The sequence below is a fragment of the Streptomyces sp. NPDC048664 genome (assembly GCF_040650555.1).
Lineage (GTDB): Bacteria > Actinomycetota > Actinomycetes > Streptomycetales > Streptomycetaceae > Streptomyces.
The window spans coordinates 1-26,440 of sequence record NZ_JBEZHK010000012.1 but is presented as its reverse complement, the minus strand read 5'-3'; the positions used below and the strand labels follow the sequence as shown (position 1 = coordinate 26,440).

Annotated in this window: 28 protein-coding genes and 2 pseudogenes; 15 read left to right on the top strand and 15 right to left on the bottom strand. The window is 72.1% G+C overall.

The features are described 5' to 3' along the window. Positions 1–272: 272 nt before the first annotated feature. Positions 273–1,673, bottom strand: a complete 1,401-nt coding sequence (lpdA, locus tag AB0C59_RS15570; RefSeq protein ID WP_363004647.1) for a dihydrolipoyl dehydrogenase — start codon at positions 1,671–1,673, stop codon at positions 273–275. Between the two features lie 217 nt (positions 1,674–1,890). Between lpdA and AB0C59_RS15565 the strand changes: the two genes are divergently transcribed. Continuing rightward, positions 1,891–3,192, top strand: coding sequence for a hypothetical protein (locus AB0C59_RS15565; protein WP_363004645.1), 1,302 nt, complete (start codon positions 1,891–1,893; stop codon positions 3,190–3,192). Positions 3,193–3,367: 175 nt separating this feature from the next. Beyond that, positions 3,368–4,399, top strand: coding sequence for a cation diffusion facilitator family transporter (locus tag AB0C59_RS15560; protein ID WP_363004643.1), 1,032 nt, complete (start codon positions 3,368–3,370; stop codon positions 4,397–4,399). Positions 4,400–4,429: 30 nt separating this feature from the next. Here the strand turns inward: AB0C59_RS15560 and AB0C59_RS15555 are convergent, their stop codons facing one another. Continuing rightward, a complete protein-coding gene (locus AB0C59_RS15555) occupies positions 4,430–4,852 on the bottom strand; it encodes a BlaI/MecI/CopY family transcriptional regulator (protein WP_363004641.1) in 423 nt (140 codons plus the stop codon). 316 nt (positions 4,853–5,168) lie between these two features. On the opposite strand from AB0C59_RS15555, the gene AB0C59_RS15550 reads away from it, so the two are divergent. After that, a complete protein-coding gene (locus tag AB0C59_RS15550) occupies positions 5,169–6,683 on the top strand; it encodes a hypothetical protein (protein ID WP_363004639.1) in 1,515 nt (504 codons plus the stop codon). Next, positions 6,680–7,669, top strand: coding sequence for a lysylphosphatidylglycerol synthase transmembrane domain-containing protein (locus AB0C59_RS15545; RefSeq protein WP_363004637.1), 990 nt, complete (start codon positions 6,680–6,682; stop codon positions 7,667–7,669). The genes AB0C59_RS15550 and AB0C59_RS15545 overlap by 4 nt, the downstream gene beginning before the upstream one ends. Before the next feature lie 238 nt (positions 7,670–7,907). Here the strand turns inward: AB0C59_RS15545 and AB0C59_RS15540 are convergent, their stop codons facing one another. The 5 genes from AB0C59_RS15540 to modA form a co-directional block, all read right to left on the bottom strand. Then, positions 7,908–8,588: a DedA family protein gene (locus tag AB0C59_RS15540; RefSeq protein ID WP_363004635.1), complete on the bottom strand. Its 681-nt coding sequence runs from the start codon at positions 8,586–8,588 to the stop codon at positions 7,908–7,910. 190 nt (positions 8,589–8,778) lie between these two features. After that, positions 8,779–9,198, bottom strand: coding sequence for a TOBE domain-containing protein (locus tag AB0C59_RS15535; protein ID WP_363004633.1), 420 nt, complete (start codon positions 9,196–9,198; stop codon positions 8,779–8,781). A 93-nt stretch (positions 9,199–9,291) separates the two neighbouring features. Continuing rightward, positions 9,292–10,392: an ABC transporter ATP-binding protein gene (locus tag AB0C59_RS15530; RefSeq protein ID WP_363004631.1), complete on the bottom strand. Its 1,101-nt coding sequence runs from the start codon at positions 10,390–10,392 to the stop codon at positions 9,292–9,294. After that, the gene (locus AB0C59_RS15525; RefSeq protein ID WP_363004629.1) at positions 10,389–11,243 is read right to left on the bottom strand and encodes an ABC transporter permease; all 855 of its coding nucleotides are present in this window, start codon (positions 11,241–11,243) and stop codon (positions 10,389–10,391) included. The genes AB0C59_RS15530 and AB0C59_RS15525 overlap by 4 nt, the downstream gene beginning before the upstream one ends. After that, positions 11,240–12,079: a molybdate ABC transporter substrate-binding protein gene (modA, locus tag AB0C59_RS15520; RefSeq protein WP_363004627.1), complete on the bottom strand. Its 840-nt coding sequence runs from the start codon at positions 12,077–12,079 to the stop codon at positions 11,240–11,242. The genes AB0C59_RS15525 and modA overlap by 4 nt, the downstream gene beginning before the upstream one ends. Positions 12,080–12,184: 105 nt before the next feature. On the opposite strand from modA, the gene AB0C59_RS15515 reads away from it, so the two are divergent. Then, positions 12,185–12,754, top strand: coding sequence for a hypothetical protein (locus AB0C59_RS15515; protein ID WP_363004625.1), 570 nt, complete (start codon positions 12,185–12,187; stop codon positions 12,752–12,754). 3 nt (positions 12,755–12,757) lie between these two features. Here the strand turns inward: AB0C59_RS15515 and AB0C59_RS15510 are convergent, their stop codons facing one another. Next, entirely contained in the window at positions 12,758–13,153 is a 396-nt protein-coding gene (locus tag AB0C59_RS15510) for a helix-turn-helix transcriptional regulator (protein ID WP_363004623.1), read from the bottom strand. Between the two features lie 125 nt (positions 13,154–13,278). Between AB0C59_RS15510 and AB0C59_RS15505 the strand changes: the two genes are divergently transcribed. Both AB0C59_RS15505 and AB0C59_RS15500 read left to right on the top strand, forming a co-directional pair. Then, positions 13,279–13,905 carry a hypothetical protein gene (locus AB0C59_RS15505; protein ID WP_363004621.1) on the top strand — a complete coding sequence of 209 codons (627 nt, stop codon included), beginning with the start codon at positions 13,279–13,281 and terminating at the stop codon, positions 13,903–13,905. 39 nt (positions 13,906–13,944) lie between these two features. Then, positions 13,945–14,733: a YcnI family protein gene (locus tag AB0C59_RS15500; protein WP_363004619.1), complete on the top strand. Its 789-nt coding sequence runs from the start codon at positions 13,945–13,947 to the stop codon at positions 14,731–14,733. A gap of 30 nt (positions 14,734–14,763) precedes the next feature. Here the strand turns inward: AB0C59_RS15500 and AB0C59_RS15495 are convergent, their stop codons facing one another. Beyond that, positions 14,764–16,455: a hypothetical protein gene (locus AB0C59_RS15495; RefSeq protein WP_363004905.1), complete on the bottom strand. Its 1,692-nt coding sequence runs from the start codon at positions 16,453–16,455 to the stop codon at positions 14,764–14,766. Between the two features lie 279 nt (positions 16,456–16,734). Between AB0C59_RS15495 and AB0C59_RS15490 the strand changes: the two genes are divergently transcribed. The 6 genes from AB0C59_RS15490 to AB0C59_RS15465 all read left to right on the top strand — a co-directional run bounded on the left by AB0C59_RS15490 (position 16,735) and on the right by AB0C59_RS15465 (position 22,131). Next, positions 16,735–17,124: a cell division protein SepF gene (locus AB0C59_RS15490; RefSeq protein ID WP_363004617.1), complete on the top strand. Its 390-nt coding sequence runs from the start codon at positions 16,735–16,737 to the stop codon at positions 17,122–17,124. A gap of 91 nt (positions 17,125–17,215) precedes the next feature. Further along, positions 17,216–18,439 carry an ATP-binding protein gene (locus tag AB0C59_RS15485; protein ID WP_363004615.1) on the top strand — a complete coding sequence of 408 codons (1,224 nt, stop codon included), beginning with the start codon at positions 17,216–17,218 and terminating at the stop codon, positions 18,437–18,439. A 59-nt stretch (positions 18,440–18,498) separates the two neighbouring features. After that, a complete protein-coding gene (locus AB0C59_RS15480) occupies positions 18,499–18,852 on the top strand; it encodes a nucleotide pyrophosphohydrolase (RefSeq protein ID WP_363004903.1) in 354 nt (117 codons plus the stop codon). A gap of 171 nt (positions 18,853–19,023) precedes the next feature. After that, positions 19,024–19,500, top strand: a complete 477-nt coding sequence (locus tag AB0C59_RS15475) for a DUF6099 family protein (protein WP_363004613.1) — start codon at positions 19,024–19,026, stop codon at positions 19,498–19,500. Positions 19,501–19,578: 78 nt separating this feature from the next. Next, complete coding sequence (locus AB0C59_RS15470) at positions 19,579–20,499, top strand: LLM class F420-dependent oxidoreductase (protein ID WP_363004611.1); 921 nt, start codon at positions 19,579–19,581, stop codon at positions 20,497–20,499. Between the two features lie 168 nt (positions 20,500–20,667). Beyond that, complete coding sequence (locus AB0C59_RS15465) at positions 20,668–22,131, top strand: 3' terminal RNA ribose 2'-O-methyltransferase Hen1 (RefSeq protein WP_363004609.1); 1,464 nt, start codon at positions 20,668–20,670, stop codon at positions 22,129–22,131. Between the two features lie 86 nt (positions 22,132–22,217). Here AB0C59_RS15465 and AB0C59_RS15460 read toward each other — a convergent pair whose 3' ends face one another. The 5 genes and pseudogenes from AB0C59_RS15460 to AB0C59_RS15440 all read right to left on the bottom strand — a co-directional run. After that, positions 22,218–22,400: a hypothetical protein gene (locus AB0C59_RS15460; RefSeq protein ID WP_363004607.1), complete on the bottom strand. Its 183-nt coding sequence runs from the start codon at positions 22,398–22,400 to the stop codon at positions 22,218–22,220. A 304-nt stretch (positions 22,401–22,704) separates the two neighbouring features. Further along, on the bottom strand, positions 22,705–22,929 hold the full coding sequence (locus AB0C59_RS15455; RefSeq protein WP_363004605.1) for a hypothetical protein: 225 nt from the start codon (positions 22,927–22,929) through the stop codon (positions 22,705–22,707). A gap of 92 nt (positions 22,930–23,021) precedes the next feature. Further along, positions 23,022–23,942 (bottom strand): hypothetical protein, encoded by a 921-nt coding sequence (locus tag AB0C59_RS15450; protein WP_363004603.1) that lies wholly within the window; start codon positions 23,940–23,942, stop codon positions 23,022–23,024. 131 nt (positions 23,943–24,073) lie between these two features. Continuing rightward, positions 24,074–24,331 (bottom strand): hypothetical protein, encoded by a 258-nt coding sequence (locus tag AB0C59_RS15445; protein WP_363004601.1) that lies wholly within the window; start codon positions 24,329–24,331, stop codon positions 24,074–24,076. A gap of 35 nt (positions 24,332–24,366) precedes the next feature. Continuing rightward, positions 24,367–24,780 (bottom strand): annotated as a pseudogene (locus AB0C59_RS15440) (transposase); the annotation flags it as partial. Positions 24,781–24,814: 34 nt separating this feature from the next. Here AB0C59_RS15440 and AB0C59_RS15435 point away from each other — a divergent pair. Then, the gene (locus tag AB0C59_RS15435) at positions 24,815–25,108 is read left to right on the top strand and encodes a DUF6221 family protein (RefSeq protein ID WP_363004599.1); all 294 of its coding nucleotides are present in this window, start codon (positions 24,815–24,817) and stop codon (positions 25,106–25,108) included. Further along, positions 25,105–25,350, top strand: a complete 246-nt coding sequence (locus AB0C59_RS15430; RefSeq protein ID WP_363004597.1) for a hypothetical protein — start codon at positions 25,105–25,107, stop codon at positions 25,348–25,350. The genes AB0C59_RS15435 and AB0C59_RS15430 overlap by 4 nt, the downstream gene beginning before the upstream one ends. 493 nt (positions 25,351–25,843) lie before the next feature. On the opposite strand, the pseudogene AB0C59_RS15425 reads toward AB0C59_RS15430, so the two are convergent. Next, a pseudogene (locus tag AB0C59_RS15425) lies at positions 25,844–26,296 on the bottom strand (transposase family protein); the annotation flags it as partial. Between the last annotated feature and the right edge of the window lie 144 nt (positions 26,297–26,440).

The window sequence follows — 26,440 nt, the reverse complement described above, 5'->3', positions numbered from 1 at the left end:
CCCCGAATGCCCGCAGCTTCCCAAACTGATGTACTCACACGGCCAAGCCACTCGGTACTCTGCTTCCCCCGGCGGCCGCTAGCTTGGGAAAGCTGCAGGCCGTAGGGGGTGACCTGGGCTCACTGTGAATCTGTCGCGTCCTCAGTCAGGCTGGGCCGTCTGTGGGCCGTCAGAAGGGGGCCAACGACGACCAGCAACGACCGTCGACGACCGTGATCGTGGCGCTGCATTGCTGGTTGGCGGTTGGTCCCCCTGACGGCGCCCTCCGGGCGTCACATGTTGATCATGTGTCCGGCCAGGCCGTGGACGGCCTCCTTCACCGCCTCGCCGAGCGTGGGGTGCGCGTGGACGTTGCGGGCGACCTCGTGGACGGTCAGGTCCCACTGCTGCGCGAGCGTCAGCTCCGGCAGCAGCTCGGTGACCTCGGGCCCGATGAGGTGGGCGCCGAGCAGCTCGCCATGGGTGCCATCGCTGATGATCTTCACAAAGCCGACGGGGTGCCCGAGGCCGTGCGCCTTGCCGTTGGCGGAGAAGGGGAACTTCACCACCTGGACGTCGAAGCCCCGCTCGCGCGCCTGCGCCTCGGTGTAGCCGAAGCTCGCCACCTGCGGCTGGCAGTAGGTGGCCCGCGGGATCATGGTGTAGTCCAGCTCCATGGTCTCCGCGTCGGCGATGGTCTCGGCGGCCACGACGCCCATCGACTCGGCGGCGTGCGCCAGCATCAGCTTGGCGGTGACGTCACCGATCGCGAAGATGTGCGGCACGCTGGTGCGGCAGCGCCCGTCGACGTCGACGGCGCCGCGCTCGGTGAGCCGCACCCCGGTGTTCTCCAGACCGTAGCCCTGGACGTTGGGGGCGAAGCCGATGGCCTGGAGCACCTTGTCCGTCTCCAGGATCCGCCGCTCGCCGCCCTTGTCGACGGTGACGCGCAGGCGCGGGCCGGACTCGTCGATCGACACGACCGCGGTGCCCGTGAGCACCTCGATGCCGAGCTTGCGGTACTGCTTCGCGAGCTCCCTGGAGATCTCCTCGTCCTCCAGGGGGACCACGCGGTCCAGGAACTCGACGACGGTCACCTCGACGCCGTAGCTGCGCAGCACATAGGCGAACTCCACGCCGATCGCCCCGGCGCCCGCGATGACGATGCTGTCGGGCAGCGTCTCGCTGAGGATCTGGCTCTCGTAGGTGACCACACGGTCCGACAGCGCGGTGCCCGGCAGCAGCCGCGGGGTGGCGCCGGCCGCGATGACGCAGTGGTCGAAGGTCACCGTCTCGGTGCCGCCGTCCGGACGGGTCACCGTCAGGCTGTGGTCGTCGGTGAAGGCGCCGCGCCCCTCGAACTGGGTGATGGCGTTCTTCTTCATCAGGAAGTGGACGCCCTTGACCCGGCCGTCGGCGACCTTGCGGCTGCGCTGATGGGCGACCCCGTAGTCCGCGGAGACGTCGTCGCCCACGCTGATCCCGTACGCCTTGGCCTCGTGGGTGACGAACTGCACCAACTCCGCGTTGCGCAGCAGGGCCTTGGAGGGGATGCAGCCCACGTTGAGGCAGACACCGCCCCAGTAGCGCTCCTCCACGATCGCGGTGGACAGGCCGAGTTGCGCGCTTCGGACCGCCGCGGTGTAGCCGCCGGGGCCCGCTCCCAGAACAAGGACATCGAAGTGTTGGCTCACGAAGGACTGATCCTGTCCTGACGCGGGCGTCGCGCGCAACCCCTGCCGAACGGGCGCGGGAGGCCTCCCCCGTACCGCGCGCGGTAGCGTGGCGGCGGCAGGCCGAAGCAGCGACAGCCCGGGGCGAACAGTGACCTTGACGACCGACGACGGCGAGAGAGCCCCGCGCTCCCCGGGCGACGTCAGGACAAGCGCCCCGAAGTCCCAGGAGACCGGGGTGGTACCCGCCCCGCGGGCGGGCGTGTGGATGTCGGCCGCCGGACTCGTCCTCTTCGCGCTCGTGGGCGCCCTCGCTCCCAACAACAACACGCTCCGGGCGTCGACGAGCCCGCTTCGCGTGCTGGGCCCGCCCAGCCTGCCGCATCTGCCGGGCGTGGTGTCCGTGACGGCCACCCTGACGGCCGTCGCGCTCGCGTGCCTGGGCACCCTCCTCCTGCTCAGGGCGCGCCAGAGAGGTTGGAACCCCAGCCCGCGGCGGCTCTTCCTCGCCGGTGCCGTGGCGACGGCGGGCATCGCCCTCCTCACCCCGGTCGGCTCCTCCGACACCGCCAGCTATGCCGCCTACGGCCGGATCGCGGCCCTGGGCCAGGACCCCTATCTCACCACCCCCGCCGACCTCGGGGGCCCCTACGCCGCCCTGGTGGGTGTCGCGTGGCGGGACGCCCCCTCGGTGTACGGACCGGTCGCGACCTGGTGGCAGGAGGCGGCGGCGTCCGTCGGCGGCGACCGGCCCTGGTTGACCATCTCCGTCCTGATGCTCGCGGGCGCGGCCGTGTTCCTGGCCACCGGACACCTGCTGATACGCACCGCCGACGATCCGGTGCGTGCCGCGCTGCTGTGGAGCGCCAACCCGCTCCTGATCGGCCTGATGGTCGCCGGCGGGCACCTGGACACCCTCGTCGCCTGCCTGGCGGTCTGCGCGGTCCGCCTCGCCACGCGCGCCACCTCCCGGCGCCACGACCTGCTGGTCGGGGTGCTGGTCGGTCTGGCCTGCGGCGTCAAGATCAGTGCCGCCCTGCTCGGCGTCGGACTGGCCTGGCCGCTGCTGCGCTCCCGTGTCTGGGGGCGACTGGCCCGTCGGACGGCCGCGGCCGCACTGACCCTGCTGCTTCTCTACGGCTGCTACGGCACCCACGCCCTCGCCCCGCTCTCCGCAGCCTCCCACCAGGTCTCCAGGCCCTCGGCGTGGGCCGTGTTCGAGCGGTACGCCACCGCGCTGCTCGGACACGGCGCGTGCACGGCGCTCATCGGCCTGCTGTGGCCCGCGCTGATGCTCGTGCTCGCCGCCGTGCTGCGCCGCCGCGTCCCAGCGGCCACCCCGGCCGCCGGTGCCGTGCCGTTCGCGCTCGCCTTCGCGTGGATCCTGACGGCGCCCTGGTCCATGCCGTGGTACGCGGCCTTCGCCTGGGCGCTCGCGGCCATGTTCCCGCAGGGGCGGCGCGTCACCCAGGGACTCGTGGTGACCACCGCGGTCATGGCCCTCTTCCACAGCGGTGGCGGCCACGGCTGGACGGCCTGACGCCGCGGGGCTCCCCGCCCTCACCGCCCCACTCTCGCGCGGCGGTGGAGGACCGCAGGTCAGCGGGCCGTTACCGAAGATGACAACGGTCACCGGTGCAACCTTTGCCGATGTGCTCACCTATGGGTTTGACTGCGGAACGAGGCATTCGTCAGCAGGGGGAGGGCGCACACCCATGAGCACCCACAGTCACGATCACGGGCACGACCACGACCACGGCGCGGGCGGGCACTCCGGCCACGCGCACGGGGTGTCGGCCGACGCGGACCGCCGCTGGCTCGCGGGCGCGCTCGCCCTGATCACCGTGTTCATGGCGGCCGAGGTGACGGCCGGAGTCATCGCGCGGTCGCTGGCACTCATCTCCGACGCCGCGCACATGCTGACCGACGCCGCCTCGATCGTGCTCGCCCTCGTCGCGATGCGGCTCGCCGCCCGCCCCGCCCGCGGCGGCTTCACCTACGGCCTCAAGCGCGCCGAGATCCTCTCCGCCCAGGCCAACGGCCTCACCCTGCTCCTGCTGGGCGCCTGGCTGGCGTTCGAGGCCGTACGGCGTCTGATCAGTCCGCCCGCGGTCGAGGGCGGACTGATGCTGGCCACCGCGCTCGCCGGCATCGTCGTCAACGTGGCCGCCGCCTGGTGCATCTCCCGGGCCAACCGCACCTCCCTGAACGTCGAGGGCGCCTACCAGCACATCCTCAACGACCTGTTCGCCTTCATCGGTACGGCCGTCGCCGCGCTCGTCGTCGTGCTGACGGGCTTCGCACGCGCCGACGCCATCGCCACCCTCGTCGTGGTCGTCCTCATGGCCAAGGCCGGGTTCGGGCTCGTCCGCGACTCCGGCCGGATCTTCCTCGAAGCCGCCCCGGCCGGCCTCGACCCCGACGCCATCGGGGACGAACTCGCCGCACAGCCCTCCGTCGTGGAGATCCACGACCTGCACGTGTGGACCATCACCTCCGGTCAGCCCGCCCTCTCCGCGCACGTCCTGGTCGAGCCGGGCGGCGACTGCCACGCGGTGCGCCGGGGGCTCCACCGGCTGCTGCGCGACGCGCACGGCATCAGCCACGCCACGCTCCAGGTCGACCACCTCGGCGAGGACCTCGGCGACGACGGACTGCTCCGGATCAGCGCGCCCCCCGCGGAGCGGCCCGAGCACTGCGACGAAGCCCACGGCCCCGTCCACCGGCCCGGACCGCACGAGCACTGACCCCGACGGGGCCCGGCACCGCGGTGCCGCTCAGGCGTGCCCTCCCCGGGACCCGCCGAGGTCCGCGCCGGTCCGCGGGTTCCCGCACAGCAGGTCGCGAAGGGTCTGCTCCTCCTCGGGGCTGAGGCGGCCGACGAAGTGCTGGAGCGCGGCCGTCGGGTCGGGGCCGCGGCACAGGGCCTCGTGCATGGTCTCGGCCGTCAGTTCGGCCGCGTTCTTCGCCGGCCGGTACGCGCCGCGCCGCCCGTCCACGTCGCGCAGGACAAGTCCCTTGTCGGTCAGGCGTCTGAGGATGGTGTGCACGGTGTTGTAGGCGAGGCCGCCGTTGATCGCGGCCTGGATCTCGGCCGGGGTCAGCGACCGCGGGGCGGCCCACAGCGTCGCCAGCACCTCGCTCTCCAGTTCGCCGGCGCTGCGCCGTTCAGCCCTGCCCTGCGCGCCTGTGCCAGCCATGCCCGCAACCTTACAGCGCGTAGGGGAACGGGCCGAGGGCGGCGAGAGGAGCGGACGGCGGCCCGGACAGAGCCGGTTGTCCGGTCCGGGCGGCCCGGAGCGTCCACCCGGTTGGCGCAACCGTGGCCGCGGGTTGCCGGACGGGCGCCGGTCCCGGACCGCACCACCGGGATGATCGCGCTAACTTGTCCGTGATCTACGTTTTCACCGATTTCGTTGTCCCGCGTTCCCGCCGGTCGCTTCCCGCTCTCCACCGCCCGCCCCGCGCGGCGCGAGGCGTGACGCCCCTACGGCGCGCAGGGGATGAGGGAGGGGCATGGCCTCCAACGCGAACACCGCCCTGGCCGGGGTCCACCGGCTGGACGGCCTCACCGTGGCCGGTACCTCCTGGCGCGACCGGGGCCAGGGCCTCTCCGCCCTCGTCGCCTGCGCCTTCACCCTCCTTCAGTTGCTGTTCGTGGGGCCGCACATGGGCCTCGGCTGGGACGAGACGGTCTACGTCAGCCAGGTCAGCGCGCACGCCCCCGCCTCCTACTTCAGCGCGCCGCGCTCCCGGGGCATCTCCCTGCTCGTGGCCCCCGTCGCCTCCTGGACCTCCTCCACCGCGATGCTCAGGGTCTATCTCGCGGTGCTGTCGGGCCTCGCGCTGTTCCTCGCCCTGCGTGCCTGGCGCGGGCTCTTCTCCGCCCGCTGCGTCGCCCTGGGCGGCGCGCTGTTCGCGAGCCTGTGGATCACCCTGTTCTACGGCCCGCAGGCCATGCCCAACTACTGGGCCGCGATCGGCGCCCTCGCGTGCACCGGCTGCTTCCTGCGCGTCCTCGAGGACGGCGCCGACCGCGGGGCCCTCGCGGGCGTCGCCGTCAGCGCGGCGTTCATGACCTGGATGCGGCCCACCGACGCGGTGTGGGCCGCGGCACCGCTGCTCGTCCTGCCGCTGTTCGCGCGCCCCCGGCGCCGCCTGTCCCTGGTGGTGGCGCTCGTGGGCGGGCTGGCGGCCGGCGCCGCCCAGTGGATCGTCGAGGCGTACCGCGACTACGGCGGACTCCTGCGCCGCCTGTCCGACGGCTCCCGGATCCAGGGCGGCCTCGGCTGGCACGTCCCCCTCGGCGACCAGGTGCGCGGCCTGGCCGGGCACACCCTGTGCCGGCCCTGCACCGGCCCCCTGCCGAACCCGGCGGTCACCGCCTGGTGGTTCGTGCTCCCGCTGCTCGCCCTGCTCGCCGTCGGCGTCGCCTTCCTGGCCCAGCGCCCACCGCGCCCCGCCCGCACCCTGGTGCCGCTGGCCTGCGCGGCGACGGCGGCCTTCCCCTATCTGTTCCTGATCGGATACGCCGCGCCCCGCTTCCTGCTGCCCGCCTACGCCCTGCTCGCCCTCCCTGTCGCCCACGCCCTGCTCCACCTCGTCACGGAGCCGTACGGCCGCCTGCGGCCGATCGCCGCGGCGGTCGTGGCGCTCGCGCTCGCCGCGCATCTGGCCGTGCAGTTCACGGTGCTGCACACCACCGTCGAGCGGACCGCCGCGGACCACCGCGCCTGGTCCCGCACCGCCACCGAACTGCGCCGACTCGGCGTGCGGCCCCCGTGCCTGCTGACCGGCGACCAGGCCGTCCCGATCGCCTTCTACGCCGGCTGCTCCTCGGCCGCCACCAGCGGCAGCAACGCCAACAGCACCCCGGCCGCCATCACCCGCACCGCCGCCCTCATGCCCGTCGCCCACCTGGGCACGCCCGACAGCCGGCCGCCGTCCTACGCGCGAGCGTGGATCGCCCATCCCTTCGAGGGCGTACGCATCCGGGTCGCACCCCGGGTGGCCGGGAAGGGGCGCGGATGACGCCTGCGGCCGGCACGCCGGTGGAGCGGGCGGGGCGGGAGGTACGCGGCACGGCGCGGAGTCCGGCCGCCCGGCGGGTGGATCCGCGTGCCCGGTTCCCCTGGCGCGCGGCGGTGAGTCTCGCCGTGCTCGGGTGCGGCGCCCTGCTCGCCGTGCGGCACTGGCCGGTCATCGCCTCCGGTGCCGTCCGACTGGCGGGCGCCGATCCGGGCTGGCTGCTGCTGGGCGCGTCGGCCGCCCTGTGCACCTGGGCCGTCTCGGCGCTGGCCCAGCAGGGTGCCGTGCCCGAGCCGCTGCCCGCGGGGCGGCTGGTGGCCGCGCAGTTCGGCGCGTCCGCGGCCAACCATCTGCTGCCCGCCGGTGCCGGCGCGGGTGCCGTCAACCTCCGCTTCCTGACGCGGTGCGGACTGACCGTCACCAGCGCGGCCACCGCCCTCGCGGTCAAGGCCACCGCCGGGGCGCTGTCCCGTGGCGTGCTGATCGCCGTGCTCGCGCTGGGCGCTCCCGGGCTGCTGCGCCTTCCGCCCGGCTCCGCGCTCGCGGTGGCGGCGGGGCTGTCGGCGCTCGGGGCCCTCGGCGCGACGCTGTGCCGACCGGTGCGGCGCGCGGTGCGCGCGGTCCTCGGCGGCCTACGGGCCGTGCACCGGCTGCCCGGTCGCGCGGTGGCCCTGTGGGGCGGCTCGCTGGCCTTCGCCCTGCTGCACTGCCTGGTCGTGATCGCGGTCAGCCGCTCCCTGAGCCTGCCGCTGGCTCCCGAACGGGTCGCCCTGGCCTATCTCGTGGCGAGCAGCGCGGCCGTCCTGCTGCCCACTCCCGGCGGTATCGGCTCCCTGGACGCGGCCCTCGCCGTGGCCCTGACGCTCGCCGGGGCGCCGTCCGTGGCGGCGGCGTCCGTGGTGCTCGGGTACCGGCTGCTGACGGTGTGGCTGCCCCTCCTGCCCGGGCTGGTGACGCTCGGACTGCTCGTGCGACGCAGGGTTCTGTGACCGTGGGCGCCGGGCCGCGACCGCCGCGAGGAGTGCGCGCGCCGGGTCCACGCGGACGCGGCGAGCCGCCAGGACCCGTCGCGCCCGCTGGGGGCCGCACGTCGGACGGGCCACCGCCCTGGCGGGATCAAGGCCGACGGCGCGGGGGCGCCCGGGGTCGACGCCCTCCCGAAGAGCCGGCCGGCCCTCCCGCCGCACGCTCCGTCGGCCGGTGTCGCGCCGTCGGCGCCGGGGCGCGTCAGCCGCCGGCCCCCTCCTTCGCCGCCCGCCGCGAGCGCAGCACCTCCAGCGCGAACGGTGTCAGGGACAGGGCGACGATCACCGCGATGATCGGCAGCAGGTACCGGTCGACGTTCGGCACCGAGGAACCGAGCGCGTACCCGGCCAGGGTGAGGCCGAGGGTCCACACGAGGCCGCTCGCCGTCTGCCAGACGGTGAAGGTGCGCAGGGGCACGCGCAGGGCGCCGGCCATGGGGTTGAGCACCGTGCGCACGACGGGGACGAAGCGGGCGAGGACGATCGCCTTCGCGTGCCCGTATCTCTCCAGGAGCTCCTCGGCGCGCTGCGCGCCTTCCCTCAGCCGGACCGAGCGGCTGCGCGCGAGCAGGGTGCCCCCGGCCCTGCGCCCGATCAGATAGCCGCACTGCGATCCGGTCAGCGCGCCCACCGCCGCGCAGACCAGCAGCAGGGGCAGCGACAGCGTCACGCCTTGCCGGCTCGAGCCCGAGCACAGCAGTCCCGCCGTGAACAGGAGGGAGTCCCCGGGCAGGAAGAAGCCGATGAGCAGGCCCGTCTCGGCGAACATCACGACACCCACGCCCAGGACGCCGAAGGCGGCGAGCAGGGACTGGGCGTCCAGCACGTTCACCGCGAGCTGTGCCGCCAGGGACACGGGTGGGGAGGACAAGGGGGTGGCCATCGTCGCGAGCCCTTCCGGAGGGAGCCGGGTGCGGCAGGACGGCACCCGGCGTCTGACTACAAATCTGTAGACTGTCTACTGTAATGTAGACGATAGTCGGGTGGCGGGTGTTTCCGTGATCACCGGAACGGGTGAACGCGACGGGAGGCGACCGGACGTCCGATCGGCCCCCGGCCCGGCCGGACCCGGATCAGCCGGTCGCGAGGGACATCTCCGTCGACTTGATCAACGCGACGACCGGCGAGCCGGGTGCCAGTGCCAGCTCCTCCGCGGCGTTCCGCGTGATCACGGCCGTCAGCGCCCCGCCGGCCACCGCGACCCTGACCGCCGCCATCGCCCCGCCCGTGTCGACTCCCTCGACCGTGCCGGGCAGTTGATTGCGGATGGAGACGCCCGACAGGGTCTCGGTGGCGAGCGCCACCTCCGTGGACTTCACCAGGGTGTGCACCGGGGCGCCGGGGGAGAGCCCCAGGTCGTCGACGGCCTCCCTGGTGATCGCCGCGGTCACCTCCTGCCCTCCCGTCAGCCGGACCTTGACGGCCGCCATCACCTCACCCGCGTCGACGGCCGTCACCGTGCCGGGAAGCCGATTGCGGATGCTCATGCTCATGCTCATCTTCGCCTCGCGGAACCTGGGAAGGGCAGCGTCCGCTCCTATGCTGACCCCGCGACGACGGATTCGGGACCGACACCGCGCGGCGCGTCAGGCTGGATACGCGTGCGTCTGCGCGGCCTTGACGGTCGCCCAGACCGCCGCGCCCGGTTCGAGGCCGAGTTCGGCCGCCGCGACCGTGGTCAGGTCCGCCGCCAGCGGCAGCTCGCCGGTGAGGTCGGCACGGATCTGGTCGCCGTACGTCTCCAGACCCGCCACCTCGCACGGCCACACATTGCGCGCGCTCGCCCCCTCGGGCCGCTCCCGGTGCAGCGTGACGGCGCCGGGCGGGAACGCCACGAACACCGGGCCGGACAGGTCCTCCGTGGTCGTGACGGCGGGGCCGGCGTCGAGCCGGACGCTGTGCCCCGTCGCCGTCCCCCGGTACAGGTTGAGGCCCACGAGCCGTGCGATGTAGTCCGTCCGCGGGCGCCGGGCGATCTCCTGGGGCGTGCCCTCCTGGACCACCTCGCCGTGCTCCAGCACCACCAGCCGGTCGGCCAGGACCATCGCGTCCAGCGGGTCGTGGGTGACGAGCACCGCGACCGCCTCGAACGCGGCGAGATGGCGCCGCAGCCCGGCCCGCACCTCGAGCCGGGTGCGGGCGTCGAGCGCGGCGAGCGGCTCGTCCAGGAGCAGCAGCCGCGGACGGATGGCCAGCGCCCGGGCGAGCGCCACCCGCTGGGCCTGCCCGCCCGACAGCCGGCGCGGTCTGGCGTCGGCGTGGTCGGCCAGTCCCATGTGCTCCAGCCAGGTACGGGCGATCTCCCGCGCCCGCCCCTTGGACGCGCCCCGGCACCGCGGACCGAACGCCACGTTGTCGAGCGCGCTCAGATGGGGGAAGAGCAGGTAGTCCTGGAAGACGACGCCCACCGGCCGTTCCTCCGGCGGTGTGCGGTCCAGGGTGGCGCCGTCGAGCCGCACATGGCCCCCGCCGAGCGGGACGAGTCCGGCCAGCGCGCGCAGGGCGGTGGTCTTCCCGGCGCCGTTGGGCCCGAGCAGCGCCACGACGTCCCCGGGCGCCGCCGTGAGCGCCACGTCGAGACGGAACGAGGCCCGCTCGACCACGATGCGCGCGTCCAGACCTTCGTCCCGGGCGCCGCCGGCCGCCCGGGGGGCCTTCGCGCCGTCGAGGTCGTCGAGGTCGGTCATGACGCCGTCATCCACCGATCCCGCAGCCCCGCCAGGACCGCGACGGACACCGCCAGCAGCACCAGGCTCAGCGCCATCGCCGCGTCCGGGTCGTCCTGGAGGGCCAGGTAGACGGCCAGCGGCATGGTCTGCGTACGGCCGGGGAAGTTGCCCGCGAAGGTGATCGTCGCCCCGAACTCGCCCAGGGCCCGCGCCCACGCGAGCACGGCACCGGCCGCCACACCCGGCGCCGTCAGCGGCAGGGTGACGCGCCGGAACGCGGTGAAGCGCGAGGCGCCCAGCGTCGTGGCGGCCTCCTCGTAGCGCGGATCCGCTGCCCGCAGGGTGCCCTCGACGCTGATGACGAGGAACGGCATGGCCACGAACGCCTCGGCCACCACGACCCCGGCCGTCGTGAACGGCAGCGTGATCCCGAACCAGGCGTCCAGCCAGTGCCCCACCACACCGTTGCGCCCGAGTGCCAGCAGCAGGGCCACACCGCCCACCACCGGCGGAAGGACGAGCGGCAGCGTCACCAGGGCCCGGACGAGACCCCGCCCCGGAAAGTCGGTGCGTGCCAGCAGCCAGGCCAGTGGTACGCCCACCACCAGGCTCACCCCGGTCGCGGCGGTCGCGCTCACCAGGGACAGCTGGAGCGCCTGCCACACCTGCGTACTGGTCAGCTGGTCGGGCAGGGTGCGCCACGGTGCCCGCACGAGCAGCGCGACAAGGGGCAGCAGCAGAAAGGCCAGACCGGCCAGCGCGGGCACCAGCAGCGGCAGCGGAACCCCCGGGCGGAGGCGGACACGCCCACGCCGCGGCCCGCCCGTCAGGGTGCGGGCCGCGGCGTCGGGGGTGCCGAGCCGGGTCACGGCTTCAGGAACCCCGCCTGGTCGAGGACCGTGCCGCCCTCGTCGGACCGCACCAGAGCGATGAACGCATTGGCCGCCTCGGCGTTGGGCGCGTTCTTGAGCTGGACGATCGGGTAGTCGTTGATGGCCTTGGCCGACTCGGGGAACTCCACGCCCTCCACCTTGTCACCCGCCGATTTCACATCGGTCTTGTAGACGACCGCGGCGTCGGCCTCCTTCAGCTCCACCTTGGTCAGGGCGCCCTTGACGTCCTGCTCGTACGACACCGGGGTGAGCTTGAGGCCGCTCGCGTCCAGCGCCTTCTGCGCGGCGGCCCCGCACGGCACCGTCCTGGCGCACAGCACGACCTTGAGACCGGACTTCGTGAGGTCCTTCAGGGAGAAGACCTTGTCCGGGTTGCCGGGCAGGGTGGCGATCTCCAGCTGGTTGCGCACGAACGTGGCGGGGGTGCCGACCGCGTCGTTCCTGCCCGTGACGACGGCCATCGTCTTGGGGCTGGCCGACGCGAACACGTCGGCGGGGGCGCCGCTGGTGATGCTCGCGGCGAGGGCGTCGCTGCCGCCGAAGTTGAACGTGACGTGGGTGCCCGGGTGCTCCTTCTCGAACTCCTTGCCGAGCTGGGTGAAGCTCTCCTTGAGGGAGGCGGCGGCGAAGACCGTGACCGTGCCGGACAGCTTCGGCGACGAGCCGGACGACGTGGCGGCCGTCGAGGAGCTGGACTTGGGGGAGGTGCCCGAGTCGGACGAGGACGAGCAGGCGCTCAGGGCCAGCAGTGCTGCGACCCCCGCACCGGTCACCTGGAGCATCCGGCGGGTCCGGCGCACGGAACGGGTCATCACGGGGTCCACTCCCTAGGTCGGGTCGGCAGGGATCCCGCGGACCCCTCCATGGCGACGATCATACTGACGCAGATGCCAGCGGGAAGTCTTCTGTGCCATCGCATGAGCTGGGCGATCTTCCGATGGGAGCGGCATGTGCGTTTGTGCGGTGCCGCCGTCCGGGTACCGCTCCTGCGGGAGGTGGTGACCGTGGGCACGTCCTCGACGGAGCCGCTCGCCGACACCGTGCCGAGCGCGGAACTCACCCTGACCGGGGACCTGGCCCGCCCGGTCCGGCTGTCCGTGTCCGACCTCGCGGCCTGGCCGCAGTACCGGGTGCGGGTCAGCTTCGAACGCGCCACCAGCGGAGTGCGGCGGCACCGGTTCGCCGGCCCCCTGCTGCACGACGTGCTCCGTGCCGCGGGCCCCGTGTTCGACCCGGCACGGCGCAAGGACCGGCTGCGCTTCCTGATCGCCGTCACGGGCGCGGACGGACACCATGTCCTGCTGTCCTGGGCCGAGATCGACCCCGACTTCGGTCACGCGCCCGTGCTGCTGGCGACCCGTGTCGACGACACCTCGCTCGAAGGCCCCGGACCCCAGCTCGTCCTCCCGCAGGACCGCTGCGGGGCGCGCTACGTCAGCGGTGTCGACACCATACGGGTGGACGGTAGCTACGGCCCCTGGACGTGAGCGTCAGGCCCGGTCGATGTGCACGTTGGTCGACTTCACCCGGGCCGTGGCCTCCATCCCGACCTCGAGACCCAGTTCCTCCACGGCCTCCCGGGTCAGCAGGGACACCAGGCGGTGCGGACCGGCCTGGATCTCCACCTGGGCCGCCACGTCCCCCAGTTTCACGGCCGTGACGATGCCCGGGAAGGCGTTGCGGACCGAGGTGCGGGAGGGGGCGTCCTCCTCGCCGTCGCCGCGCGCCAGGTCCACGGAGAACGCCGCCAGGTCCTTGCCGTCGATGACGCGGCGGCCGTTCTCGTCACGGCTGGTCGCCACCCGGCCCGCGTCCGCCCACCGCCGGGCGGTGTCCGGGCTCACGCCCAGCAGCCGGGCGGCCTGGCCGATTGTGTAGGACTGCATGCCCGCCACGATAGGCCGCCCCGCGACACCGCTCGCATCCGTCCCGGCGTGAACGTAGGACCGTCACACGCCGTATCCACAGGGAAGGAAGTGACCCCACCCCTCGGCATGACAGGATCCGGGCCATGGACGTGTCCTGGGCGGTGCGCAGCGTGCGCGCGGCGGTGTTCGCCGTCGTGTGCGTCCTGCTGGCCACCGCAGGGCACACCCTGGCCACCGGCTCCGCGCCGCCGCTGTGGGTGGACGCGGCAGGACTCCTGCCCGTGTTCGCCGCGAGCGCCGCGCTCGCCGGACGCGAGTGCGCGCTGCCCGGGATCGCCGTCACCATGCTCGCCGTCCAGGGCGGACTGCATCTCGCCTTCGACGCGGCAGGACCCGCGGACACACCCGCGCACGGGGCGGGCATGCCCCTCGGCACACCCATGGCCCCCGGCATGCACATGAGCATGCACCTGGGCGGCCACGCGCACGCGATGACCCCGCATGCCCTGGGCGCCCATCTGGCCGCCGCCCTCGCCGCCTCCTGGTGCCTGCGCCGCGGCGAGGCGGCGCTGTGGTCGCTGCTGCGCAAGGCCGCGGCGTTCGCCCCGGCACTCAGCTCCTGGTGGCGCGGCTGGCGTACGGCGCCGCTACCCTCGTACGCCGGACCGCCCCGCCCCCGCGCCCACGGCCGCCGTCCCCTGCGGCAGGCGCTGCTCCGCCACGCCCTGCACCGGCGCGGCCCACCCCCGGGACTCCCGTACCCCGCCTGACCACCCACCCCCTGACACGAGTACGGAGCTCTCCCACCCATGTCCTCGACGCGTACCACCCTGCGCCGCGCCGCCACCGTGACCGCTCTCGCCGCCGCCGGTGTCCTCGCCGCCTCGGGCGCCGCCTTCGCCCATGTCACGGTCCACCCCGGCAGCTACCCCAAGGGCGCCACGGACGGCGTGCTGACCTTCCGGGTCCCCAACGAGGAGGACACCGCCGCGACCACCAAGGTGCAGGTGTTCCTGCCCACCGACCACCCGATCCTCGGGGTGCTGGTCAGCCCGCAGCAGGGCTGGACCGCGCAGGTCACCACCACCAAGCTCAAGACCCCGGTCAAGACGGACGACGGCACCATCACCGACGCGGTCTCCGAGATCACCTGGACCGGCGGACGCATCCGGCACGGCCAGTACCAGGACTTCGACGTCGCCTTCGGGCAGCTTCCCGAGGACACCGGCGCGTTGGCGTTCAAGACGCTCCAGACCTACTCGGACGGAAACGTCGCCCGCTGGATCCAGGAGCCCAAGGCGGGCGAGGACGAGCCGGAGAACCCGGCCCCCACCCTCCAGTTGACCGCCAAGGGCACGGCGGAGGGCTCGGGCGCGCAGGGGGAGGGCTCCTCTCCCGCGGGCGACGGGGCGGCCGCCGGGAAGGGCGACACCGCGAAGGGCGAGGCGGGCGCCACCACGACGAAGTCCGCCTCCGCGAGCGACTCCACCGCCCGCGGCCTCGGCATCGGGGGCCTGGTCGTCGGCGTCCTGGGCCTGGCCGCGGCGGCGTTCGCGCTCGCCCGCGGACGCCGCGGCGCCACCTCCGGCACGGAGTGAGCAAGGCCCGGCCCGCCGGTGGCGGATCCGTCACCGGCGGGCCGGGACCGGCCCCCGCTCCAGACGGATGTCCTGGCTCGACAGTGTCATCGGCGTCGCCGTGAACGCCCGCAGCCGGATCCGGACGCCCTTCCTGGGCAGGGCGAAGCGGCCGTCGGGCGCCTGGATCCGGTAGGTGGCCGTCGTATGGGCGGCGAGCGAGGCGGGACCGCCGACCGTCTTCCAGTAACGGCTCATGCCCTGGCCGGTGGTCACCGTGAAGTGCGGTTCGAGCGGCGCGTCACCGGTGTTGCTCACCCGGACCGCGAGCGTCCTCACGGTCAGGGGGGTACGGGAGTCGGCGACCGCCTCCATCCGCAGGGGCGGCCTCCCGGTCGCCGCGAGAGCCACGGCGACCAGCGACGGTGCCACCAGCGCGGCGGCCACCGCCGCACGGGCCGTCCGCCTGCCGTGCAGCAGCCGGGGCTGCCAGGCGGTGGCGAACGCGGAGGGAGGCACGGTCACCGCGGCCGCCAGCCACAGCGGGGTCATCAGCAGGTAGTAGCCGTCCTGCGAGCGCGTGGCCAGGAAGAACGCGCACCACGGCAGCACGGCCGCCGCCGGCCCCAGCCGCCGCACGAACAGCACGAACACGGCGAGCAGCCCCGCCGCCAGCAGCATGCTGGCGTGCGAGTACCACTCCAGCCGGTCACTGCCGTCGGTGAAGTACAGCGAGATGCCCACCAGGCCCTGGCCGTGGATCACGGCACCCTGGGTGATCGGCAGCGCGATGCCCGACAGCCAGGTCACCGGTTCGCTGACGATGTAGTACGCGTTGATCAGCAGCCAGGTCCCCGCGGCGACGCCGGCGATCCGTCCCACCGCGACGGCGGCTCCCCGAGCCCCGATGTCGCCGCGCCGCACCGCGTAGACGCCGGCGAGCAGGAACGGCGTCAGGAACCACGGCAGCTGCTGGGCGGCACAGGCCGCGCCCAGACACGCGGCCCGGCCCCAGTCGGCCCTGCCGCCGAGCCCCATGCGCGTCCAGCGCACCATCACCGGGATCAGGAAGGCGAGCGCGACGACCGCCGGATAGCCGAGCCGGGCGTACGAGGGGATCATCCCGAAGCCGAGGCACACCATGGTGGCCGCCGAACGCCACCGCACCGGCAGCATCCGCCACATGACCACGGTGCCGACGGCCAGCGTGGTGGTGGTGGCCAGGGTCTCCGGCAGCGCGCCGTGCCCGAGCCACATCAGCGGCACGGTCAGCAGCATGGTCAGCGGCGGATAGCCGTAGGTGAAGTCGTAGCCGCCGGTGACCGTGGGCGTGTAGGCGACCCCGTGGCGGAACAGCCACGGCCACTCCTGCCCGTACACGCTGTGGCCGTGCAGCAGTTCGCGGGCCGCCTGGGTGGTGAGGACCGACTCGTCGCTGAAGGCGTGCTGGACGAGGACCGCGCAGAAGACGAGCGTCACCGCGGTCACCAGCACGACCAGGTCCAGGCGCGCGAGGGTCCGGGCACGCCGCACCACGAGGGTGAGCACGCCGGTGACCAGGATCGACGCGTAGCACAGGGAGATGAGCGCGGCGATCACCAGTTGGTGACTGGCGGCCGACCCCCACACCGAGCGGGTGCCGATGAACAGGCTGATGTCCGCCAGCAGTGTCAGGACGCGGTGCCACTGCTGGGGGGCCTGGCCGGGCTCGTCACGCGAGGCGAGAGGACGGGGCCGGCGGATGCCTGTCGGAGGCTTCAGTTCTGCCAGGTGCACGCACCGGAACGTATGTGCGCCCGATGAACGGCCGCCCACGCACGGTGAAGAGCCCGGTGTGAGCGCGGTAAGAAGCAGCCGTGCGGGCGGCCGCCGGCCCGGTGGACGCGGCGTGTTCGGGGGGCGGGAAGAAGGAGTGGCGGCCGGAACGCGTCGGCGACCGTGTCGCTGTTGGGCCGATCGGGTGACCATGCGTAAGAATTGCCCGGTGCAGACTTTGAGTACGAGCCAGGGCGGGGAGGGCCGGTGAACAGCCACGATGTCACCGACGAACAGTGGGAAGGGCTCGCTCAGGTCGTTCCGTTGCGTGGCCGGGACGCCTGGCCGTCGTCCGTCGGACACCGATCGATACCCGAGGCGCAGACCGAGGCGCGACGCCGCTTCGTGGTGCTGCGGGTCAATGTGTTCGCGGACGCCCGCGAGGTGGCCGAGACGCTGATGGCGGGGGTGCCGGTGCTCCTCGACCTCACGGGCGCGGAGACCGAGGTCGCCAAGCGGGTGCTGGACTTCAGCACGGGTGTGGTCTTCGGGCTGGCGAGCGGCATGCACCGGGTCGACCGGAACGTGTTCCTGCTGACCCCGGCCGGTACGGAGGTGCGGGGGCTGATGGAGGGCGCGGGCGTTCCGGGGATGTAGTCCCGCGCCGGGCCCGCTTCGTCGCTCGTTCGTGGGAAGGGTGCGGGGGCAAAACGGTTCGCCCCCGCGCCACGGGCCTACGGTCTCGGACATGACCGCGATGTCTGCGTTGTCCTTACCGAACCACCCGGGCCCGGCCGGCGCCGCGACCACGGACCCGTCCGCGACCCCGGACCCGTCCGGGATCACGGACGGGGGCCCCGTCCGTCCGTGCGTCACCGAACTGCGCCTCGCCGCGTTCGCCGGGCATCGGCGGGCCCTGTTCGCCCTGGGACCGCTGACCCTGTTCACCGGCCCCAGCGGTTCGGGCAAGTCGCAGGCGCTACGGGCGTACGAGGCGCTGGCCCGGCTCGCCGCAGGCGCGGAACTCGAGGAGGCGTTCGGGGATCTGGCGGCCTGCGTCCCCGAGCGGACGCCCGCCGACGGCCAGGGGCGCAGGGGATTCCGGATCGGCTGCACGTCCGACGGCCCGCAGGGGCCCGTACGACTCGACATCGCGATCCAGGCCGAACCCCGGCCCCGCGTCGTGGGGGAGCGGTTGACGTGCGGCGGTGTCGTGCTGCTGGAGACGGCCCTGCGTGATCCGGGGCGCCGTTCGGTGCAGGCGGCCTGGCACACGGCGGGCTCCGCGCCGGTGACCAGGGCGCCCTTTCCGGACGATCGGCTCGGCACGCCGCTGCTGCCGTTGCGTGTGGCCGGCAGGACGGACGGGCAGCGCAGGGTGCTGGCCGCGGCGGAGCAGATGGTGATCGCGCTGCGCTCCGTCTTCCCCTGTGACCCGAGCCCCGGCTCGATGCGGGCTGCCGTGCCGCCGGGCACCGGCCGACTGCTGCCGGGCTGCGGCAATCTGGCCGCGGTGCTGCTGCGCACCCGTGCGGAGTGCTCCCGCCGGCACGCGCTGCTGACGGCGGCGGTCGCGGCCGGGTGCGCGGGCCGGGTCACCGACCTGCTGGTCGAACCGGCCGGCGCCGGAACGGTCCGCGCCCTGCTCGACCGGGGCGACGGGGTGCGCACCCCGCTGGGGCTGCTCGGTGACGGCGAGTTGCGGTACCTGGCACTGGCGCTCGTGCTGCTCACGGGGCCCGGCGTCCTGGACGTGGATCCGGTGGCGGAGGTGCCCGCGGCGCTGCAGACGCTCACGGTGGTCGCGGACGACCTCGGCCGCGGCATGGACCCGCGGCAGACGCGGGAACTGCTGTCGCTCGCGGCCCGGATGTGCGAGCGCGGCCACATCCGGCTGGTGGGCGCGCTGGGTGAGGGGGTGTGCTCGGCGGGGGCGGCGGACGGGGTGACGGTGGTAGACCTGGGCCCGTGACGGAAGAACCGGAAGAGCTGAAGCGAGCGGCGGTGGCACCCGAAGAGCAGGGCAGGCGCATCGACGACCTGGACGTGGCCGGGCTCCAGCGGCGGCTCGCGGAGTTCGCGGCCGTGCGAGGCTGGCAGCCCTACCACACACCGAAGAACCTGGTGTCCGCGCTGAGTGTGGAGGCGTCCGAACTGGTCGAGATCTTCCAGTGGCTGACGCCGCAGGAGTCGGCGCGGGTGATGGACGATCCGGGTACGGCGCACCGTGTGAGCGACGAGATCGCGGACGTGCTGGCGTACCTGCTCCAGCTGTGCGAGGTGCTCGGGGTCGACGCGCTCGCGGCGCTGGAGGCGAAGATCGACCGCAACGAGGCGCGGTTCCCGGTCCCCGGAAGACTGCCTCCGGCTCCCGGAGCGCCCTGAGACGGGACGAATGTCACTCTCCGGAGTGGTGACATTGTCTCATCTCCGCATGTTGTCCACAGAATTCGGGCTACCTCTGGCTTTTCGTCCACGGTTACCTCACTCTGGGTAGTGAACGGCCGAGTTCGGGCAGACGTGCGGCAGCACGTCAGGACAGAGCGGGGGCAGCCCATGGAAGCGGTGCGGCTCATCGTGACGAGCAGACGTGCCCTTGAGGAGAGCGAGGACGGACCGAGGGTCATGACGGAGGCGTGGCAGGCGTACGCCCTGGCGCAGGCGATCGGCAGCAGGCTGGCGGTCTCGGGCCCGCCCGAACTGCGAGGCGAGGCACTGGGGTTGACGGAGCTGGCCGGAAGGGGCTGCGGCGTCCTGGACACGCCGGCCATCGATGTCGCGGACCTGCGCGCGGCGCGGCTGACGGACCTGGGCGACGCGCGCACCGCCCTGATGGACCTCGGCACGCTCCTCATGGAGCTGGCGATGGCCCTGGTCGCGGTCGCGAGCGCGGCAGAGGAGGAGGGCACGTACTGGCAGTGCATGGAGGCGATCGACGCGGCGGACGAGTCGAGGGACCGGGTCACCGAGATGCTGCGCAGACTCGCGGCGCGAGAGGGCGAGGTGAGGGAGCGCCACCAGACGGCGGGCTGACCGGCGCGGGCGCACGGCGGCCGGACCGCGAGCGGCAGGGTGCGGGGCGCGGCGCGCCGGAGCGTGCAGGATGGAGGCATGGATCTTCGCATCTTCACCGAGCCCCAGCAGGGGGCGACCTACGACACCCTCCTCTCGGTGGCCAAGGCCACCGAGGACCTCGGATTCGACGCCTTCTACCGCTCGGACCACTATCTGAAGATGGGCGACGTGGACGGCCTGCCCGGTCCCACCGACGCCTGGATCACCCTGGCGGGCCTCGCCCGTGAGACCAAGCGCATCCGTCTCGGCACCCTGATGACGGCCGCCACCTTCCGGCTCCCCGGCGTGCTCGCCATCCAGGTCGCCCAGGTCGACCAGATGTCCGGCGGGCGCGTGGAGCTCGGACTCGGCGCGGGCTGGTTCGAGCAGGAGCACAAGGCGTACGGCATTCCCTTCCCCAAGGACAAGTTCGCCCGCCTCGAGGAGCAGTTGGAGATCGTCACCGGCCTGTGGGCGACCGAGCCCGGCAAGACCTACACGTTCGAAGGGAAGCACTACCACCTCACCGACTCGCCGGCCCTGCCCAAGCCGGCCCAGGGCAGGATCCCGGTCGTCATCGGCGGCCACGGACCGACGCGCACTCCCCGGCTCGCGGCGCGGTACGCCGACGAGTTCAACATCCCGTTCGCGTCGATCGAGGACAGCGCCCGCCAGTTCGCCAGGGTCCGCGCCGCCGCCGAGGAGGCCGGACGGGCCGGGGACAGCCTGACGTACTCGGCCGCGCTCGTGGCGTGCGTGGGCAAGGACGACGCGGAGGTGGCCCGCCGCGCCGCCGCGATCGGCCGCGAGGTGGACGAGCTGAAGGAGAACGGCCTGGCGGGCACGCCCGGCGAGGTGGTCGACAAGATCGGCCGCTACGCCGAGGCCGGGGCCGGCCGGATCTACCTCCAGATCCTGGACCTGGAGGACCTGGACCACCTCGAACTGATCTCGTCCCGAGTGCAGTCCCAGCTGTAGTTCCGCGTGCGGTCCCGCGTGCGGTGAGCGGGGCGGGACGATCGGGCGGGGGCGCGCGGCCCGGGTGCGGACAGCCGTCCGGGCCGGGGGGCCCGTGCCCTCGGCCCGGCGCGCACCGGCGGGAAACCCCGTGGCCGGGCGGTGGACAGGGCGGGGATACTCGGCGGTGTGTTCCTGACGATCTCCACCACCGGCGACGAGAAGACCCCGGCCACCGACCTGAGCTTCCTGTTGCACAAGCATCCCGACAACCCGCAGGCCTTCTCGACGTCGTACGGGACGGCGCATGTCGTCTACCCCGAGGCGGACGAGCGGCGCTGCACCGTCGCGATGCTGCTGGACGTCGACACACAGGCGCTGATGCGCAAGGGCCGGGGCAAGGGGCGCGGGGGCGCACCGGACGCGGCGCTCGCGCAGTACGTCAACGACCGCCCCTACGCGGCGTCCTCCCTGCTCGCCGTGGCGCTCGGCGCCGTGTTCTCCAGCGCGATGCGCGGAGTGTGCAGGGCGCGGCCCGAGCGTGCCGCGCTTCCGCTGCCGCTCAGGATCGAGATACCCGCGCTGCCCGCCCGCGGTGGCCCCGCCCTCGTGCGGCGCCTGTTCGAGCCGCTCGGCTGGACCGTCGGCGCCGAGCCGGTGCCGCTGGACGTCGAGTTCCCGGGGTGGGGCGACTCGCGGTACGTCGGGCTCGTGCTGGAGTCCACCGCGTGCACGCTGTCCGAGGCGCTGCGCCATCTCTACGTACTGCTCCCCGTCCTCGACGACGCCAAGCACTACTGGGTGTCGTCCGACGAGGTCGACAAGCTGCTGCGGGCCGGTGAGGGCTGGCTGCCCACCCACCCGGAGCAGAAGCTGATCACCAGCCGCTATCTGTCCCGCCGCTGGGCGCTGACCCGGCAGGCGATGCGGCGCCTCGAACTGGTCAGGCTCGCCGAGGCGGACGACAGCGAGGTCGACGCGATCGACAACGCGGTCGGGGAGGAGCAGGAGACCGAGCCCGGGCCGACGCCGCTCGCCGTGCTGCGCAAGGAGGCGATCGTCGCCGCGCTCACCGCCGCCGGCGCCGCCCGCGTCCTCGACCTCGGCTGCGGTGAGGGCCAGTTGGTGCGGGAGCTGCTGAAGGACCCCCGGTTCACGGAGATCGTCGGCGTCGACGTCTCGGTGCGGGCGCTCACCATCGCCGCCCGGCGGCTGGGGCTGGACCGCATGGGGGAGCGGCAGGCGTCCCGAGTCGCCCTGCTCCAGGGCTCGCTCGCCTACACCGACAACCGGCTCAAGGGATACGACGCCGCCGTGCTCAGCGAGGTCGTCGAGCACGTGGACCTGCCGCGGCTGCCCGCCCTGGAGTACGCGGTGTTCGGCGCGGCCCGCCCGAGGACGGTCGTCGTGACGACGCCGAACGTGGAGTACAACGTCCGCTGGGAGACCCTGCCGACCGGGCACGCCCGCCACGGCGACCACCGCTTCGAGTGGACGCGCGCCGAGTTCCGCGCCTGGGCCGAGCGCGTGGCCGAACTGCACGGCTACGGCGTGCGGTTCGCCCCCGTCGGCCCCGACGACCCCGAGGTGGGGCCGCCGACATTTTTTAGAGGACAGTCTTTGGCGGTCTTCGCGCTCCGTGATCCGCCATGAAGTGGGACACGCGAGACAAAGAAGAGCCCCGACCGTCCGAAGTCGACCGGGGCTCTTCTGTTCCCTCACGGGGCCTGGGGGAGCCGCTAGGGCAAAACGCCGCGAAGGAGTATGGGGGTGGGCGCGTGCTGGCCCACGAGGACATCGAGCGCGTGGAGGAAGGCGGTGTGAGTCCCCGCGTCCTGAGCCGCCTGGACCACCTCGTCCAGGAAGTCGTACGCCTGCTCGTCGGTCAGGCTGCTCAACCAGGGGAAGGCGCTGCTGTGCACGGCGCTCCTCACGGGCCTTGTTGAGGGTCGTCGGGAGCCGTTTCCTGGGCGTCGTGCGAGAGCCCCGGCTCCGAGAGCAGTGCGTCCCAGTCGAAGGTCGGAGGTGTCCACAGCATCGTCACGCCGTGCTCCGGGCAGTACGCCCCGCTCTCGTCCTCGATCCTTGGTACGTCGTGTGAAGGGCCGCATGTCATGCGCTCCCGGGCAGGGCGGGACGGTGGCCGAGTTCTTCCAGGAGGTGGGTCAGCGTCTTGCCCTGCTCGACCGCGACGTCTCCGCGCTCCTCGGCCTTGGCGAGTTGCTCTCACGTTGCCTGGTGCGCCTCCCGCTCCTTTTCAAACGCCTCTCGCCACTTGTCGCGGTCGGCGGTCAGGGACGTCATGACGTACTTCAGGACGATGACGCCGAGGATCAGCAGGACCACGACCAGACCGACGATGCCGTACTGGGCGAACTTGCCTATCAGTTTGCCGACGTCGGGGCCCGAGTCCTCGGCTGCGGCGAGTCTGAGCAGCTCAGGGAGTAACAACGGGACCTCCTAGCGAGGTGTGCGCAGGAGGGTCCGGCGCTGTGGGGGGCATGCGAGAGCCCTGGCACGATGGCCGGGGCTTTCGGAGGGATTCAGCTTGCCTGCGTCCCGTCGTCCTCTTGCTCGTCTGGCAGTGGGGTGCCGTAGATGACGTGAGACGCGACCTCCAAGGCATCTGTCACGTCGATGCCCGAGGCACGTACCTCGTCCGCACTATTCAACTGGAGCTGGCACCACGGACAACTGAGAGCCACAGCGATCAGAGGGGTACCGGGCGATGTCGCGTCGGGGGCCGCCTCCACGACTGCCTGCCGGTCGCATGCCGGGCAGCCTGCATTGCCCGTCACTGACACCACCTCTCCGTCGGCGTCGGGATCGGGCGTCCCGAAGAAGAAGTTGAAACCGGACCTTTCAGGCCTGCGCAATGCCTTTGGCAGGGGTAGGCCTTTAAGGCGATCTTCAAGGCGGTGTCGAGCCTGCCTGATGCGAACCTGGACCTCCCGCTCGACCTGACTTCGCCGCCTGTCTGCGGCGAGGTTGATGGCGCTCGTCCAGCGCCCCCAGAAGCTGAACAGGTCCAAGCCGATTGCCGAGAGCAAGTCGGCGACGTTATCGGCAAGCGTAGGCAAGAGCGTCTTCGCCTCGTCACCACTGCTCGCGTGAGCAGTGCCATTGCGAAGTTCGATCAGCTTGTCGAGCTGGGTGCTAGGGCGGAGCACTCCCAATTTACGAAGACGCGCTATGGCGTCCTTGGCGCCGACCGTGCGGACCTTGTCCGCGGCCATCTCCAGGTGGCCACCGAAGTAGAGCAGTAGGTCTGGGTTCCCCTTGTTCATGTCCAGTAGGTACACAGGGTTCTTCGAGACAAGCACCGCCTTGCCGAGCCGCTCTACGGCGACACCGGCGTGCAGAGCGAACTCGTCGTACTCGCCGTGCCCGTGGTCCTGCATGGCCTTGTACGCAGCCTTCTTGGCACCTTCGAGGAAGCTTTCGAAGGAGAGGGAATCGTCCATGGTGGGACGGTAGCTGCGTGTGCAGTACAGGTACAGGGGTGATCAAGGAACATGGCCCAGGGCGAACCACACCGCAGAACTTCGGGGGCCGAGGGCCCATTGGGACCCGATGGTGACAGGCTTGTAGCTCGTCAGGCGACGCGGGTGAGCTGTAGGTATGAGTTCGTCCGCACGATGGTCGCGGTGGTGTCCGAGGCGTTCTGGGCCCACCGGAACTGCACGTTGCCCGTAGTGGACCAAGTCACCACGGTCGCCCAGATCTGGAAGGCGAGCTGAGTACTGCCGCCCGGAGCCGAGTACGTGGCCACGTCGGTGTGGAGGCCGGAGACACCAGTCTGGTCGGACCAGCGCAGCACGGTGCCGGGGGGTGTCTCTATGTCGTTCGTCAAGGACGTGGTGCCTGGTATGCGGGTGTTTGCGAAAGTCACGCGGTGAGGGTGACTGTGGGGGTTCTGGACTCGTAGAAGCTGCCGTCTCGGAGCATGGCGAACAGGACGCTGATGCGCTGGCGGGCAAGCCGCAGGAGCGCCTGAGTGTGGGTTTTGCCGCGGGCTCTTTGCCGGTCGTAGTAGGTGCGGGAGGCGGGGTCGGCGTTCATGCAGGCGAAGGCGGAGAGGAACATCGCGCGTTTGAGCTGCCGGTTTCCGCCTCGTGGTGCGTGTTCGCCGTGGATCGAGGTCCCCGATGACTTGGTTGTGGGGGCGAGGCCGGCGTAGGAGGCGAGGTGGGCGGCGGTGGGGAATCCGGTGCCGTCGCCGACGGTGACCAGGAGGACGGCGGCGGTCCTGACTCCGACTCCGGGCATCGAGGTCAGGACTTGGTGAAGAGGGTGGGCCTCTGCTCGCGCAGTGAAGCCTGGCAAGGACGAGGGCGTGGCAGCGTTGCGGAACCGGGTTCTAGCCGATGTGAAGGCCAAGCGCCGACTCGTGGCCTGGGTGGAGGCCAACCAGGGGGCAACATGGAAGGCGAACGCGGAGGCCCATGGACTCAACCTGTGGCAGAAGGGGGTCGTGGATGTGATCGCCGCTGTCCCTGAGTATTTCCGTGCCCCGGTGATCGCCAGACTCCTCACGGCGTACGAAGACCACGACGACTTCCAGCCCGAGTGGAACCTGATCGATGGCGGACCCGAGGGTGAGCCCGTCGACTACGAGAAGCGTCCGTGAACCCTGAAGCCCGCCAGGAAGCGCTGAGCCGTCACGGCCTGACGGAGACCGAGGAAGGCTTTGAGCTGACCGCGCAGGGCTTCCAGAGGGCTTCCGGGCGGGCTCTGGAGCTGCGGCAGCAGGGTGACCCTGAGGCGGTCCAGATGCTGGCCCTGGACCCCGACGATCCGCTCCGGTGGGAGTACTGCCGACGCATCCAGATGGAGGCGTACACCAACGAGGTGAACCAGTCAGGAATTTAAAAAGTCGAGCCCTCTCCGAGAATTCCTGAGGCATTAGCAGAGCCGTCCAGGATTCCGGTGCCCTCCCACTCGCAGGCCCTCGTCGGACTTCACCCCGGCGAGGGTCTGATGCCGTTCAAGGACACACGGAATTTAAAAAGAGGGAGCGGTCTTGCCGCTGAGGCACGTCGCGCCGGGCAACAGTCCGTACATCTCCATTATCCAGTGCGGAAGCACGTGGGAGACCGACGTCTACGACGCCGCGATGGACTCGTACAGCGAGGACTTCACGTACCACTGTCCAGGCCCCGAGGGATTCCACGTCTCGGAATGCACCTGCGCCTGTTGCGTGTACGGGGACTGCGGCCACGACAGCGACAAGACCTGTTTCGCCCCGAACGTTCAGAGGGGGACTGAGTGAGTCGTATGGAATGGGGCACGAAGGCCTTTTACGAGGCCAACGAAGGGGACCGGGTGGGTCTCCTGGCGCTCGATGACGGTCACTGAACCTCTTTCATCCTGAATAGTCGCAGGTCAGTAGTGCGTGGATGGCTTGGACGGTGCGGCTGACGCGGCGGGTGGAGGAGCGTGCTCTGCGCATGATGCGCCAGGACTTGAGTCGGGCGAAGGCACGTTCGCCGGGGGCTCGGAGTCGGGCGTGGTCGCGGTTGAACTGCTGGTAGTGCTCGGGCTGTTCGCTGTGGTGGTGGTACGGGGTGCGGAAGGTGGCGCCGGCGCCCTGGTAGGCGCGGTCTGCCAGCACAAGGATCTGCCGGGTCAGGCATGCCTGGACGATGCCGTGGGCGCGGGCCGAGGTCAGGTCGTGGGTGCGGCCGGGTGTCGCGCGGGAGAACCACAGTGGTGTGCCGGCAGGGCGGGCGATGACCTGCACGTTCATGCCGTGCTTCTTGTGTTTCTGCGAGTAGTACGGCTGATCGGCACCGCTGCGGTCGGTGGGGATCAGTGAGCGTTTTCAGCGGGGCCACTGATCGGGTGACAGGGCGGTGTGAGGTCGAAATGCGCAACGGACAGGGCTCCCGTGCCGTTGAGGGAGGTGTTCGACGTCTCAACTCAGCAGCACAGGAGCCCTGTTGGTTCCGTATCCTGCCGC